Origin of the sequence: Candidatus Leptovillus gracilis (genome assembly GCA_016716065.1) — a bacterium.
GTDB classification, from domain to species: domain Bacteria; phylum Chloroflexota; class Anaerolineae; order Promineifilales; family Promineifilaceae; genus Leptovillus; species Leptovillus gracilis.
Map to the genome: position 1 here is coordinate 357,226 of JADJXA010000025.1, position 14,134 is coordinate 371,359.

Annotated in this window: 9 protein-coding genes; 2 read left to right on the forward strand and 7 right to left on the reverse strand. The window is 61.3% G+C overall.

The features are described from left to right. Window positions 1–57 precede the first annotated feature (57 nt). From IPM39_27625 to IPM39_27635, 3 genes are read right to left on the reverse strand one after another with little or no spacing between them, the layout of a single operon-like run. Complete coding sequence (locus IPM39_27625) at window positions 58–855, reverse strand: hypothetical protein (GenBank protein ID MBK8989787.1); 798 nt, start codon at window positions 853–855, stop codon at window positions 58–60. 32 nt (window positions 856–887) lie between these two features. After that, entirely contained in the window at window positions 888–1,466 is a 579-nt protein-coding gene (locus IPM39_27630) for a hypothetical protein (protein ID MBK8989788.1), read from the reverse strand. A gap of 59 nt (window positions 1,467–1,525) precedes the next feature. Continuing rightward, a complete protein-coding gene (locus tag IPM39_27635) occupies window positions 1,526–2,611 on the reverse strand; it encodes an RNA-dependent DNA polymerase (protein MBK8989789.1) in 1,086 nt (361 codons plus the stop codon). On the opposite strand from IPM39_27635, the gene avd reads away from it, so the two are divergent. Further along, a complete protein-coding gene (avd, locus tag IPM39_27640) occupies window positions 2,586–2,939 on the forward strand; it encodes a diversity-generating retroelement protein Avd (GenBank protein ID MBK8989790.1) in 354 nt (117 codons plus the stop codon). The two genes, IPM39_27635 and avd, sit on opposite strands and share 26 nt — an antisense overlap. A gap of 244 nt (window positions 2,940–3,183) precedes the next feature. Here the strand turns inward: avd and IPM39_27645 are convergent, their stop codons facing one another. The 4 genes from IPM39_27645 to IPM39_27660 form a co-directional block, all read right to left on the reverse strand. Then, window positions 3,184–3,465 carry an SUMF1/EgtB/PvdO family nonheme iron enzyme gene (locus tag IPM39_27645; GenBank protein MBK8989791.1) on the reverse strand — a complete coding sequence of 94 codons (282 nt, stop codon included), beginning with the start codon at window positions 3,463–3,465 and terminating at the stop codon, window positions 3,184–3,186. 85 nt (window positions 3,466–3,550) lie between these two features. Next, entirely contained in the window at window positions 3,551–6,823 is a 3,273-nt protein-coding gene (locus IPM39_27650) for an SUMF1/EgtB/PvdO family nonheme iron enzyme (protein ID MBK8989792.1), read from the reverse strand. Window positions 6,824–6,950: 127 nt separating this feature from the next. After that, entirely contained in the window at window positions 6,951–10,244 is a 3,294-nt protein-coding gene (locus IPM39_27655) for an SUMF1/EgtB/PvdO family nonheme iron enzyme (protein ID MBK8989793.1), read from the reverse strand. A 119-nt stretch (window positions 10,245–10,363) separates the two neighbouring features. Beyond that, the gene (locus IPM39_27660; protein MBK8989794.1) at window positions 10,364–13,639 is read right to left on the reverse strand and encodes an SUMF1/EgtB/PvdO family nonheme iron enzyme; all 3,276 of its coding nucleotides are present in this window, start codon (window positions 13,637–13,639) and stop codon (window positions 10,364–10,366) included. A gap of 237 nt (window positions 13,640–13,876) precedes the next feature. Between IPM39_27660 and IPM39_27665 the strand changes: the two genes are divergently transcribed. Then, window positions 13,877–14,125 carry a hypothetical protein gene (locus tag IPM39_27665; protein MBK8989795.1) on the forward strand — a complete coding sequence of 83 codons (249 nt, stop codon included), beginning with the start codon at window positions 13,877–13,879 and terminating at the stop codon, window positions 14,123–14,125. Window positions 14,126–14,134 lie beyond the last annotated feature (9 nt).

Consider the following 14,134-nt stretch of genomic DNA (forward strand, 5'->3'; position numbering starts at 1 on the left):
CCCTTGGCATTTACGCGGCCTACGGATTACGGGTTACGGTATACGGTACTCGTTTCTTTAGCCGCCGAACAGTTTGACGGCAATCTGGTACAGCGCAGCGGCAACCGGGGCCAGCTTGATGAGAGCGATGCCCACCTTCCCGGCGGCCTGCGCCGCGCCGGCGCTCTCGGTGAGGATTTCGGTGGCCGCTTTGAGCTTGCGCACCACCCGGCTGCCCTGCGGTGCAGGTGCGGTCAGTTCTTTCTCCGCCGCCGCCAAATCGGCCTGCACATCATCGGCGTCACCCGCGTTCGGGAAATCGCCGGCGGCGATGGCCGCGGCCAACTGCTGCTGGAGGGCGGCGATTTCCTGGCGCAGGTCGTTGGGCGTGGCCTGAGACGGGTCGGCGATGTATTGCAGCCCGGCGACCACATTCTTAGCCTTGATGCTGTCGGCTTTGATGCGGCCGCTGCCCAACGCTTTCGCCAGTTCGACAAGGTCGGCGGAGTCGGCCGCCGCGCCGCCGATTTGCTGCATCCCCTGCACCACGTTATCGGCCTCGATGGTACCAGCCTGGATGCCGCCCACGCTGCCGCTGTCGCCGGTGATGATGCTGCCGCCGACATTGCCGCGCACGCTGACGCCACGCTCGCCCACGGCCGTGCTCCCCACGCCCTGTACCACCACCCCGCTGCCGGACACGGCGGCAGAATAGGTTGTGCCGGTCAACTGCGCGGCCAACTCCGCTTTCTTCTCCTGCAAGGGAGCGACCATCGCCTGGAACTGAGCCGGCGACAACGTGCCGCGTAACGACTCCAGGTCGGCCAACTGCTTTTCTACGGCGGCTAACTGTGTTTGTAGCGTTTGTTTATCCACGAGAAGGCTCCTTTTGCGTCTATGCTGACGCGCTAACGAGATTGGGAAACACGCGGCCAGGCCACAAAGTCGCGTTGCGCCCGGCACAACTGTAACAATGCTTCCAGGCGGTTTTGCCGGTAGCAGTGCAGAATCAGGGATTCGGCGAACTGCGGGCGGGTGCTGCCCGGCAGGTCGTCGTGGGAAATGCCCAGGTCAAGGGCCAGGGTATGGAGTTCGCTGAGGCTGAAATACTGCCCCAACAACTGGCGCAGGGGTGTCAGTTCCGGCGGCAGGGCGGCCACATCTCCCACAGCCGAAACGCCATAGACAATGGTGGTCGTATTGCCATCACCGGTGATGATAGGGCCGACGACGCTGCTGCTGCTGACGTTGACGCCGCGCTCGCCCACGGCCGTGTTCCCCACGCCCTGCGCGATTGCCCCGCTGCCGGACACGGTGGCGGAATAGGTTGCGCCGGTCAGGTTGCTTTCCAGTTCCGCTTTCTTCTGGCGCAGGGGGGCCAGCGCCGCCTGTAACTGCTCGGCGGACAAGACGCTGCCCATCCCCTCCAGGTTGGCGATTTGCTTCTCGATTTCGGTCAACTGCTGCTGTATTTCCGGCTTGTCCATGACAGGCTCCTTGACTGGTTTTGCCCGTAGTATACTCAATTTCCCCGGTCTGATATAGGCTAAATCGGCATTGAAGCCGGAGGAATGGGATGACTGCCCAACAACTGCCGGCGCAGCCCCCAGGTATCCCCATACCGCACGTGGTTGATCCAGCCCTGCACGCTGGCATCTAACTCAGCAAACGAAATCTCGCCGCGCCGATAGAGCGTGATGTTGCGCATCAGCCGGCGCCGAAAACCACCGACGTTGCGCTGTTTCAGGCAGCGATGGGTGGAATACACGACAAAGCCTAACCAGGGAATGCCCATGCTGACCGGCTGCGCCTGGGCGCAGCCGGCATGGACGGTCAGGCGCAACGTTGCCAGGAAGTTTGTTACCGCTTCGCCCCACTGCGTTAACTGCCGTTTGTTGTCGGAGAACAGGGCCATATCATCTACATAGCGGAGATAAGCCGGGCATTCCATGCGGCGGGTGATGAACCAGTCGAGCGGGTTCAGGTAGCAGTTGCTCCAAAACTGGCTGGTGAGGTTGCCGATGGGTAAGCCTCTTTGGCGCAGGCTGTCCAGTAGCGTATCGCCGGGGAAGTAGACCATGTCGTATTCGTCGGCCAGTACGCCTTCGCCAGAGCGCAGAATCGCGTCAATCAGGTGGCGCACTTGCTCATCGTGGATGACTTTGGCTAACTCGTCTTTCAGAATCGCATGGTCGAGCGAGGGGAAATGCTGCACGATGTCCAGCCGCAGCACATAGCGATAGCGCCGGGCGTATTGCTGTAGCTGGTCAATGGCGCGATGCGTGCCTTTGCCGGCGCGATTGGCGTAGCTGTGGGGATGAAAAAGCGCCTCGAACAGTGGCTCGATGACGTTGCACAAGGCATGATGTACCACCCGGTCGCCAAAAGGGGCGGCGCTGATCAGCCGTCGCTTGGGTTCATGGATGATAAAATGCTGGTAAGGGCCTGGCGCATACGTGCCGGCGATTAGTTCGTCCTGGAGAGCCAGCAGCCGGTCAGCCAGCCGGGATTCAAATGTGGCCGCCGCTGCCTTGCCTCGTTTGCCCCGCGCTGCTTTGCGATATGCTTCCAGTAGATTTTCCCAACTCACCACACGAGGAAACAAGATGTCGTCTAACTCTGAAATGGTCATTTTTACCCGAACTTATGATTTACTTCACTGGCTGCTGCCCAAGAGTGAACGTTTTCCCAAACTGTACCGCAGCACGGTCACGCAGCGATTGACGGCTGCCGCCCTCGATTTTCAGGAATCACTACTGGAGGCGCAGGGGTATCAGGACAAAATCCGCCTACGCCACTTACGCGCCGCCGACATTCATCTGAGCAAAGTGCGGCTGTATCTGCATCTGATTTACAAATGGGGCTGGCTGTCGCCCGGTCAGTATGAACACGTCAGCCGTATGGTGGCCGAGATTGGCAAACTCCTTGGCGGTTGGATACGGCAAACGGAGGGTGGGTAGCCCAGGACAGGCGGCCAGGCTGCCCTGTGCTGTTGGAGCGGGTACGGCGGGAGCAAATCCAGACCGCACCCCATTTTTTATCTATGCCTGCCACCGGCAGCGCTCCATACCGCCAGTTCGTGGACAGACGGGACCTGCCTGCGCCATCTCATCATCTTCCCGATCCGCGTCTCACAAACCGTAGTCGGTGAGCATAAACTGGAAGCAGCAGCTTATGGTGGAACTGCCGCTCGACCCTGCGCCATCACCGGTCGGCCAGGCCGGAGCGTGCAAAAGTCCAGGGAAGGGGAACGTTGGGAAACGCCATGCCCTTCTGGGATAAGAGATAAGGTGTGGAAAAACGCACCACCACCACCCGAAAACCGTTGTTGTCGTTGCGGTTGTCTGGGTCGTTGTTGTTGCGGTAGGCCGCGCGCGCGTTGTCCTGGTTGTTACCCCACGAACCGCCGCGCACCACGCGGGAGTTGCCAGGCGGCCCCAGGTATGGTTGCCCATACTTGCAGCTATTTGTAACGCAATTTGGCAAACCACGCTACAGAAAAATTTTTCGGATCGCGCGATAGCGCGAGAAGAGGCGGGACTCCCTACCGGTCGCCCGCCAAGAACAGTGATCAGTGACCTTGATGAGATGGGGAAAAACGCACCACCACCACCCGAAAACCGAAGTTGTCGAGGCGGTTGACTGGGCCGAAGAAGTCGCGGGAGGCCGCGCGCGCGCCGACCTGGCCGTTACCCCACGAACCGCCGCGCACCACGCGGGAGGCTGTGTTTATGCTAACCACCTCTGGTTCCAAGTTGCTGTCAGGCTTGTTGTATTCGTTCCGACACCACTCAAACACATTACCGCTCAGGTCATACAGGTCCAGGGCCACATTTTTGCCGGAGGGGTACAGACCAACGGCCGTTGTCTGCCCCACCCTATCCCCTTCATATGTATTCGCTTTCGTCGCATTAAACTCCGGCCCCCAGGGGTAAATCCGTTCCTGCACGGCCTCATGCGGCCAACGCGCCGCCACCTCCCACTCAAATTCGTGGGGCAAGGTAATGGTGTACTGTTTCAGGTCGCCGGTCAGCGGTTCGGCCGGCAGCAGACCGTCATGCAGCTTTTGGGTCAGCCAGCGGCAAAACGCCATTGCTTGATACCAGCTTACCATCTCGCGGGGATGGTTGGCATAGGGAAATTGGGGTTCGCTAAATTTCCGTTCGTTGTCCGGTATACTTTCCCACCATTTGGGGTTGTCCCGGTCAACAGCGTCCACAAAGCACTGGAACTGAGCATTGGTAACGGGGTAGCGGGCCAGCCGATATGGCCGTTGAATGGGCGCTTGACGCGGTTTTTCGTCGCTGTGAGGGCTTTTGTCATCGCCAATCGTGTACGTTGCGGCCGGTATCTCTTTACTCCAGATAATGTCCGGCAGTTTGACGCCGTTTTGCTCAACGGTACCCACCCCCGGCCGGTCATCGCCCAACTGCGCCAGCCACTGCCCGGCTTCACCGCGCAGCTTCGGCGGCAGCACATCCTCGGCCACCAGCGCAATCTTCAAGCGGGTCTGGACACGGCGATAAAAGGCGGCAAAGCTATCACTGTCCAGCGGCCCATTCCCGGATTGCTCCGCCTGTTGCTTTTCCAGTTCCACGTAGTAGTGGAAGTTGGTTTCCACCAGCGCCTGAGCCGCAATCATCAGCCACGGGGCATTGCGCCGCGTTATCGTCTCCTCCGGCGGCAGCAGCGCCTGCACCAAAAACTGGATGTTGTCGGCCACTTGCATACTGGCGGCGCTCAGTAAGAACACTTCCCGCCACCAATCCGGCGCGTCACGCACGTGTTTAATCAGCTTCGGCTGCCAGCCGGCGATGTTCTGCAAATGCTGCCCGGCCAGATATTCCTGGTACGTGCGATGCGGGAAGGTAAACACCCCCTCGCCCTTGTCCACCAGCAAACCGGTGCGATGCTGGATGTAGATGATGATTTCTTCCACCCGTTTCAGGCTGTCAAACTGCGGCAGCAAGGCGTCTTTCAACTGCTGGTAGGTGATTTCCACCGCCGGACCATCAGCCGCCGATTCGCTCCCGGTCTGGCGCTGGTCGCGGTGGCCTTCGTAAGCCAGTCTCGCCAGCACATCGCGCAATTTCAGCGTGGGCAGGCCATCCAGCCACAGTATCTTCTCGTCGGGCACCTCGGCCCCAGGATTGTCGTCGAGCTGGAGGCGGTTTTCCCAACGAGCCAGCAGTAAATCTACAGTCTGCTTGTACAACTCGGCCCGGTTGTTGGGCAACATCGCCTCCACGCCGCTGCTGTCTACCTGGGCCATGAGCGTCAGCAGCAGCGGCGACGCCGCCAGCCGGCGCAAGTGCGGCCGGCCCAAAATCGTGCGCGTCAGCCGGGAAGCCCGCAGATGGAACTGCTCCTGGCTCCAATCGCGCCGCGGCCCCATCACCTGCGTGTACCAGGCGGTGATAAACGCCTCAATCTGCGGGTCGTCGAAGGGAGCCAGGCGCACGACTGCGAACTGGTCATCGGGCAGCCGCCACTTCGCGTCCTCATAGGCGTAGGGACGGCTGGTGACAATCACCTGGCACTTATCTTCATCGGCGGCGAAGCGGGCTACCGCCCCCTTGATGACGGCCCGCCGCATCGCCACGTCTCGAATCTCGTCCAGGCCATCGAAAAAGAAAACGCCCCCCTCTTTGATGAGCGTCTGGCGCAGGCCGTTATAGCTGTCACTGCACCCCCAACGCCCCAACAGGTAGGCCAGATAGTCCCACACGTCGCCGGTTTCCCCACGCCGCTTTTCTCTGGTCAGCCAATCGGCGAAACGACGCAAGACAATACGCACCGGTAGCGGGGCAGGGGCGGTAGGCCAGTGGCGCAGGGTGACGCCTTCGTCGCCGCGCCGCTGCCGCGCCAGTTGGGTCGTGATGTGGTTGACCAGGGTGCTTTTGCCGCCGCCCGGCTGCCCTAGAATGACCAGCCGCCGCACGCCGGCCACGGCTTCGGTGGCGGTGATGGGCAGCCGCTCTTTTTCCGACTGCGCCATCTCTCGTTTATCGGCGTCGCGGCCTTTCTGCCGGGAGGATGTCGGGCGCAGCACGTCGGCCACAGTCTCATCTTCGCTACGGCTGACGCCTTCCAGGTAGAGGGTGGTAAAGACGGCGTCAATGGCGAGGGAATCGGCCGTGGCTTCGCTGGCCGACAGGGTGGTGAGGTCCAGGCCGCCGCAGCGGGTGATGAGGGCCTTGAGATAGTGGCTTTTCCAATGGTCGGGGTAGTCGGGCGATGGTTTTTCCGGCTTCAACTCGTAGATTATCTGCGTGCCGCTGACGACGTTGGTGGCGGTGATGGTGTCGGCGGCGATGCCGACGATGTCGCGCAGGGCTATCTGGCGCAGCACGCCCAGGATTTCTCGCAGCAGCCCGGCCTGTTCTGTGAGCAGGCGTGTTTGCTGCAAAAGCTGCGCCGCCTGAATCGTCTCCCGCAGACTTTCTTCTTCTGTCGCTTGCAGCAAGAAGATGATTTCAAAGTCGGCCATGGCCGCAGCGAAGTCGAACCGGTCTTGAGCGGGATAACCGGCGCTGGTGAATAGATAGTGCAGTTCGTCTACGTCGAGCCGCTGTCCGCGCAGCAGCCGGGAGAGTTCCCTGACAACATCCGGCCGGTGGAAGAAGGTGTCTGTGGTTTGCAGCAGTTCCACGTACACCGGTGCAGCGGTTTGAGCGCGGCGCAAAAAGGCAACCAGGCCGGCGTCGAGGCAGCGGTGCAGCGCCTGTTCACGAGGCGTACCGTGAATCTGCTCTCCGACACGCTTACCCCAGGCTTCAACAATGAGTGCGCCGAGTTCGGCCGCTAAGTTGGCGAGAAAGTCACCAAAGGTTGATGGTATCAACTGGTTTCCCTCCATTTTTCCATGATGCTGTTCTTTGAGAACAGCGAAAACGCAAAATTTTTGCGGATCGCGCGATAGCGCGAGAAGAGGGCGGGACTCCCTACCGGTCGCCCGCCAAGAATAGGGGTCAGTGATCAGGGTGATGAGATGGGGAAAAACGCACCACCACCACCCGAAAACCGAAGCCGTCGAAGCGGAGGTCTGGCGAGTCGAAGAAGCGGGCGGCCGCGCGCGCGTAGTCCTGGGAGTGACGCCACGAACCGCCGCGCACCACGCGGGAGGCCCCACTATCGTCTACCGCATCCTCAGCCGGGCTGTCATATTTGTTCCGACACCACTCAAACACATTGCCGCTCAGGTCATATAGGTCCAGAGCTACATTTTTGCCAGAGGGGTACAGGCCAACGGCCGTTGTCTGCCCCACACTATGCCCTTCACGAGTGTTTGCTTTAGCCGCATTAAATTCCGGCCCCCAGGGATAAATTCGTTCCTGCACGTCCTCATTCGGCCAACGGGCCGCCACCTCCCACTCATATTCATGGGGCAGGGTAATGGTGTACTGTTTCAGGTCGCCGGTCAGCGTCTCGACCGGCAGCAGACCGTCATGCAGCTTTTGAGTTAGCCAACGGCAAAACGCCATTGCCTGATACCAACTTACTCTCTCACGGGGATGGTTGGCATAGGGAAATTCCGGTTCGCGGAATTTCCGTTCGTTATCCGGTATGCCCTTCCACCACGCCTGGTCATCCCTGTCAGGAGCATCTACGAAACACTGAAACTGAGCATTGGTAACGGGGTAGCGTGCCAGGCGGTACGGCCGCTGAATCTTTACCTGACGCGGTTTCTCACCGCCACTCCCCTTGTTATCCCCAATCGTGTACGTTCCGGCCGGTATCTCCGCACTCCAGATAAAGTCCGGTAGTTTGATGCTGTTTTGCTCAACGACGCCAACGCCTGGCCGGTCGTCGCCCAGGCGGGCCAACCATCGCCCTGCTTCCGCCCGCGCCTTGGGCCGCAGGACGGTTTCGGCTACCAGCGCGGCTTTGAGCCAGGCTTGCACGCGGCGGTAAACGGCCGTGAACCCTCCCGGCGTTTTCTCCCGCTCCACATGGTACTTAAAATTAGTCTCTTCCAACGCCTGGGCCGCTATCTGAACCCAGGTCGTCACTTCGGCGGTCAGCGGCATCTCTCTCGTTCCCGGCTCAAAGGGCAGCAGCGTGTTCACCAAATCCTGCACGTTCTTGGGCAGCGCCATGCTGCTGCCCGCGCTCAACAGAAACACCTCTCGCCACCAGTCCGGCTGCTTTTTCAGTCTGGCGCACAACTGCTCCAGCCCATCCGACTGGCTCAACAAATACTGCGCCGCCAGATACTCCTGATACGTGCGGTGGGGAAAGGTAAAGACCCCTTCCCCCTTGTCCACCAGCAGCCCCGCCCGGTGCTGGATGTAGGTGATGATTTCTTCCGCCTTGCTGCCGCTGTCAAACTGGTTTACCAATGCCAGCTTCAAGGCATCGTGGCGGATTTCCACCGTGGGGCCATCCGCGCCAGCCGCCTTGCCCTGCCGTCCCTGCTGTTCATGCCCCGTAAAGGCCAACTGCGCCAGCACATCCCGTACTTCCTGCGTGGGGATGCCGGCCAGCCACAAGATAGCATCCTCCGGCACGTCGTCGCCTTGCCGGCCGTCCAGTTGGATGCGGTTCTCCCACCGAGCCAGCAGCAGACTGACCATCTGCCGGTACAGGTCGGCGCGGTTGTTGGGCAGCATGGTCTCCGGCCCGCTGCTGTCTACCTGGGCAATCAGCGTCAGCAGCAGCGGGGAGGCGGCCAACCGATTCAGATGGGGACGGGCGGCAATGGTGCGGGCCAGCCAATCTGCCCGCTGTTGGCTCTCCGCCTCATCCCAACCGCGCCGGGGTCGCATCACCCGCGTGTACCACGCCCGGCAAAATGCCTTTATCTGCTCCGGCCCAAAAGAGGCCAGCGTCACCACCGCAAACTGGTCGTCGGGCAGCCGCCAGGTCACTTTCGGCTGCGCTTTGCCCTCGGCCGCTTTGTCAAGGTAGGCGTAGGGGCGGCTGGTGACAACAACCTGGCACTTCTTCTCCGTGGCGGCAAAATCGGCGACGGCCCCTTTGAGAATGTCCCGGCGGGCTGTGGCCTGGCGAATCTCGTCCAGGCCGTCGAAAAAGACAATGCCCGCGTCGTTGATGAGCGCATGGCGCACGCCTTCGTAGCTGTCGGCGCAGCCCCAACTGTTTAGCAGGAAAGCCAGATAGTCCCATACATCGCCGGCCGTGCCGGAACGCCCCTCGCTCGCCAACCAGTCGGCAAAGCGGCGCAAGACGATGCGCACCGGCAGCGGTGTTTTAGCCGCCGTCCAGCCGGACAACCCGGCCTCCTTCTCGCCAAGCCGCTGCCGGGCCAGTTGGGTGGTGATGTGGTTAACCAACGTGCTTTTGCCGCCACCTGGCTCACCCAAGATGACCAACCGGGGGACGCCGGCCACGGCCTCCACGGCCGTGATGGGCAGCCTTTTTTTCTCCTGGTAGTCCATCTCCCGCTTGTGTTCTTCTGGTTCACGGCGGCGGGGCAGCAAGGGGACTACCACGTCGGCCACCGTCTCAGCGGCCGTGCGGCTGACGCCGTCCAGGTAGAGCGTGGTGAAGACGCTGGCGATGGTCAGGGCTTCGCTGGTAGCTTGACTGGCGGCCAGCACCGTCAGGTCCAGGCCACTGCATTGGGTCACCAGGGTGTCCAGATAGTGCTTTTCCCAATGGTCGGGGAAGCGAGATGGCGCGGCCGCTGGCGGAGCCAACTGGTACACATTCTGCACGCCGCTGACGACGTTGGTGGCGGTGATGGTGTCGGCCGAAATACCGACGATGTCTTTCAGGGCGATTTGCTCCAGCAGTTCCACCATGCGGGCCAGCATGGCCTTGGTCTCGGCCAACAGTTGGGTTTGCTGCAAAAGCTGGTTGGCCTGGATGATGCCTTGCAGGGCGGTCTCGTGGGTCGCCCGCGTGAGGAACGCGCCTTCAAATTCTTGCAGGGCGGCGTCAAAGTCCAACGCCGGGAAGCGGTCCGGTTGATACCCGGCGCTGGCGGCCATGAATTGGAGCGCACGGCCGTTTAAGCGCCGACCATCTAACAGGAGGACAACCTGCCCGGCCACCTGCTCGTCGGCAAAGAAGTGGGGGAAAACAACGTCCCACAGTTCGGCGTAGGCCGGGGCGTCGGCTTTGGCCCGGCGCATGAAGGCGGCAATCCCGGCGTCCAGGCAGCGACGCACGGCCGTGTCCGTTTCATCGCCGCGCCAGGTTGTTTGCAGCCAGGCGGGGATGGCCGCCAGGACGTGGGCGCTGAGTTCGGCGGCCAGGTTGCTGAGGTAGTCTCCGAGCAGGGGTGTCAGTGGCGTCACGGTTGTTTTCTCCAGGAATGTTTAGCGCATGAAAACGGGCCAATTGCAAAATTTTTGCGGATCGCGCTATCGCGCGAAGAGGGCGGGACCCCCTACCGGTCGCCCGCCAAGAACAGAGGTCAGTGACCTTGATGAGATGGGGAAAAACGCACCACCACCACCCGAAACCCGAAGTCGCCGACGCGGCCGTCAGGCAGGAAGTAGCGGTAGGCCGCGCGCGCGTAGTCCTGGCCGAGACGCCACGAACCGCCGCGCAGCACGCGGGAGTTGCCTCCCGCTGCCATGTTTTCACGGCCGTCACCTGCCTTATAGGGATACGACTCGTACACACTGCGCGTCCACTCCCACACATTGCCGCTCATATCCAACACCCCATACGGACTGGCTCCTTCAGGGAAGATGCCTACCGGCGTCGTCGAGCCTAGACCTAATTCGCCCGTATTACAGCGCAGCCGGTCAAAGGTATCCCCCCACGGATATTCTCGCGCATCTTTGTCTCCCCGCGCCGCCTTCTCCCACTCCGCTTCACTGGGCAGGGTGATGGATTTGCCCGTGACCTGGCTCAACCAGGCGCAGTAGGCAACGGCGTCATGCCAATCTACATTGACGACGGGATGGCTTTCTAAGCCTTTGGGGATACGGCCGTCCGACCAATGCTGTGGCGCAGGCCGGCCGGTAGCCGCCACAAACAACTGATATTGGGCATTGGTAATGGGCACACGGGCAATGGCATAAGTCGGTAAGTTGACACGATGAACAGGCGCATCACTTTTCCGTTTGCTTCCCATCGTAAACTCCCCGGCGGGAATTTCCACCCACTCCGGTTCACCATAGGGCGGCGTCCAGAACCCCTGGCCGGTAAACCCACCCAATCGCCCCAGCGCCGTGGCCGCCGCAATTTTGCGCTGGACCAACTCCTGCTTCAATCTCTGCGCATCAAATTTCGGCCGTGCCGTTGGTTCAACTGGATGGATTTCTGCCCCGCGCCAGAACTTCTCCAAACGTGACTGCGGCTTAACTTGGGGTTTGGGTTCCGGTACAGACTGCCGCTTTTTGATTTCCGCATCAACATCCAGGCCAATATCAGCCTGCAATCGAGTACGTATCTCGCTTTCCAGGTCGCCACTCACCCGTGTATTGCCTACATCCCGTAAGCAATCGGCCGCTAAAACCAGGTTGTGGTATGGCTCTGGCTCCTCTTGTTGATTGGCAATGGCCTGTATGAGCGTGGTAGGGCGTTGCCGGCTGTTCAGGCTCAGGTGCCCTGCCTCCAGCAAAATCACCTCCCGCCACCACGCTTCGCCGCTGTGGGACAGCGTGTAGGCCACGTAATCATCCAATGCGGCCACGGCCAATGCCACCAGGTATTCCTGAAACGTCAGGTGGGAGAAGCTGTACACCCCATCCCCCCTCGCTACCAGCAGGCCGGTGCGCTCCTCTATCACCCGCAAAAAGCGGCGCGTCGCCTTGTCTGCCTGGCTGTCGTCGGTCACCAACGGCCGGAACAACTGGCGCAGCAGCGTTTGCAGGGCGTCGGCCTCTATCTCTTTCAGCCCCTGCTCGTGCATATGCAGGGCCACGCTTTGCAGCAGCAGGCGGCGGTCGGTGGCGTCAAACGGCCGGTCGGGCAGGATGGGCTGTTCCAACAGCACGCCCCGCGCCTCATCCCACTTGCCTAGCAGCACCTCCACCGCTTCGGCGTACAGTTCGGCGCGGCGGTCGGGCAGCTTCACCCGGTCACGATGCACCAGGGCAATCACCGTCAGCATCAGCGGGTTAATCGCCAGTTCCCGGATGCGCTCGTTGCCGCGTATGGCCGCCAGCAGTTGTGTCGTCTGCCGCTCGGCCTCGTGTTCGGCGCTTGGCCCCGGCCCCATCTGTCCAATCCACACCAGGCGGTGCCAGTAGCGCAAAAACTGTTCCACGTCGGCCAGGCTGAACTCCTGCACTGTCGTGGTAGTGTAGCCTTCCCCCAGCCGCGCCGCTCCCTCGTAGCCCACAATGCGGCTGGTAACGACGTAGCGACAGGCGGGATAGGCTTGCGTGAAACGCTCCACCAGCCGGGCCACGCGGCGGCGCAGGTCGGCGCCCGGCACTTCGTCCAGCCCATCCAGCAGAACCACGGCCTGCCCTTGCGCCAGGTAGGGGTCAAAGAAATTCAGGGGCACGTCTATGCGCTCGTTCGCCAGGTAGCGGCGCAGGAACTCCAGCAGCAGCCGCGGCCCTTCGGTGCTTTCTTCGCTGTGGTCTTTGAGAAACGCCCCAATCTGGCGCAGGGGGAGCAGGATGGGCAGGCAGCCACGTTCAGGCAGCCCCAACAGACGATGAATCGCCCCTTCTGAACTGTCCTGACTGCCGTCTGGCCCGGCTTTGTCACGGCCGTAAATCAAGGCCAGGTAACGCAGCAGGGTAGTCTTGCCGCTGCCGGGGTCGCCCAAGACCACCAGCCGCCGGTGGCCGGCCAGCGCTTCGTTGACGCTGACGGTGACCACTTCGGTGACTGTCTCGCGGGCCGCGAAATGGGCGCGGCGCCGTTCGCCGGGGGCCAGTTGCGCTTCCTGCGCCAGCCAGCGCTCCTCGGCGGAGACAGTGCGCTGCTGGGTGGCCCGCAAGGTGATGTAGATTTGCTCCAGTTCGATGTGAACCAGCCGGCCGCCGGAGCGGACACCCTGAAGCTGCAAGTAGCGGTTATGGGCGATGATGTGGGTCAGGTAGCGGTCTACGGCCGAGTCCCGATTCAAGGCCGGGGTATCGGCCGGTTGGTCGGCGTTGTTCATCACCAGGGTCGCGCCGGACTCTACAGTGACGACGACCTTCTGGCCGGGGATAATGTCGCCGCCAACGTCACCGCCAACATGGACACCGCGTTCACCGACGGCGATTGCGCCATCCCCCTGAGCGATGGCGCCGCTGCCGGTGAGAAACGCCTCGTAATAGGCAACGTTACCTAATTGGGTCAGTTCAGAACGCAGAAGTTGTCGAAATCGGTCGTGGGATTTTTCGGGCAAAGCGTTTTGGGCTGTTGGCAGAGCATTGAGGGCCGCGAGAATAGCGTCGAGTGTGTGGCGCAGTTCCGTGTTGACCACTGCCTGCTGCGATATCCAGGTACTCACGTCGGTTTCCGTGGGTGGCGTAGCCTGGTTTTTCCAGGCTTCTAGCTGGCTGGTAATGAGTTTTGCGCCTACGCCGGTGGCCGTACTGTAGAGGGTGACAAATACTGGCGCAAGCTGACCGGTGGTAACGGCCGTTTCCACCAACGGCCATAGGGACAGACCCGACACGGTGCCATAGACAAAATAAGGCAACTTTGCCTTGCTGTGCAGGCTTAACCAGTGATTGATTTGCTGCAATTTCTGGGCAGCCTGATCGCGCCAGATTTCCAGGTTGAAGTCCACTTTTCACCCCCGGTTTGTTGGTGTTTGCACTGTTGGGGAAATGATACCAGAAATAGACGTAGACTGGCAGATTTCGGCCCGACTTTATCAAAAGCGATCAACACGACGCAGATGGTTAACGGCCGTTACTCAGGTCATTGAAGTGGGTGGGCAACAATCCGCAATTTCCGCGCCAACGAGGTGGGCAACACGGCCGTCTCTGAGGTAACATACAGTCGTGCAGAAGAACCCGTACCCATGAAAACCGCCCACCACCCCGACACCCACCAGCCCCTCACGGCCACCGCCGACGCCCCACCCCAGGCCATTTGCCCCCACTGCGGCGGCCCTGTCACCCTGCGCTGCCGCCACCGCATGAACGGCACGGCCGTTTACTTCTGGCGACACATGGATAACCAAAGCCGGGCGTGCAGCAGCCGCACCCACGCCGCCCAACTCAAATCCACCCCCACCGCTTCGCCCGCCAGAGCCCGCCGCAGGCGGTAGGCCCCCATC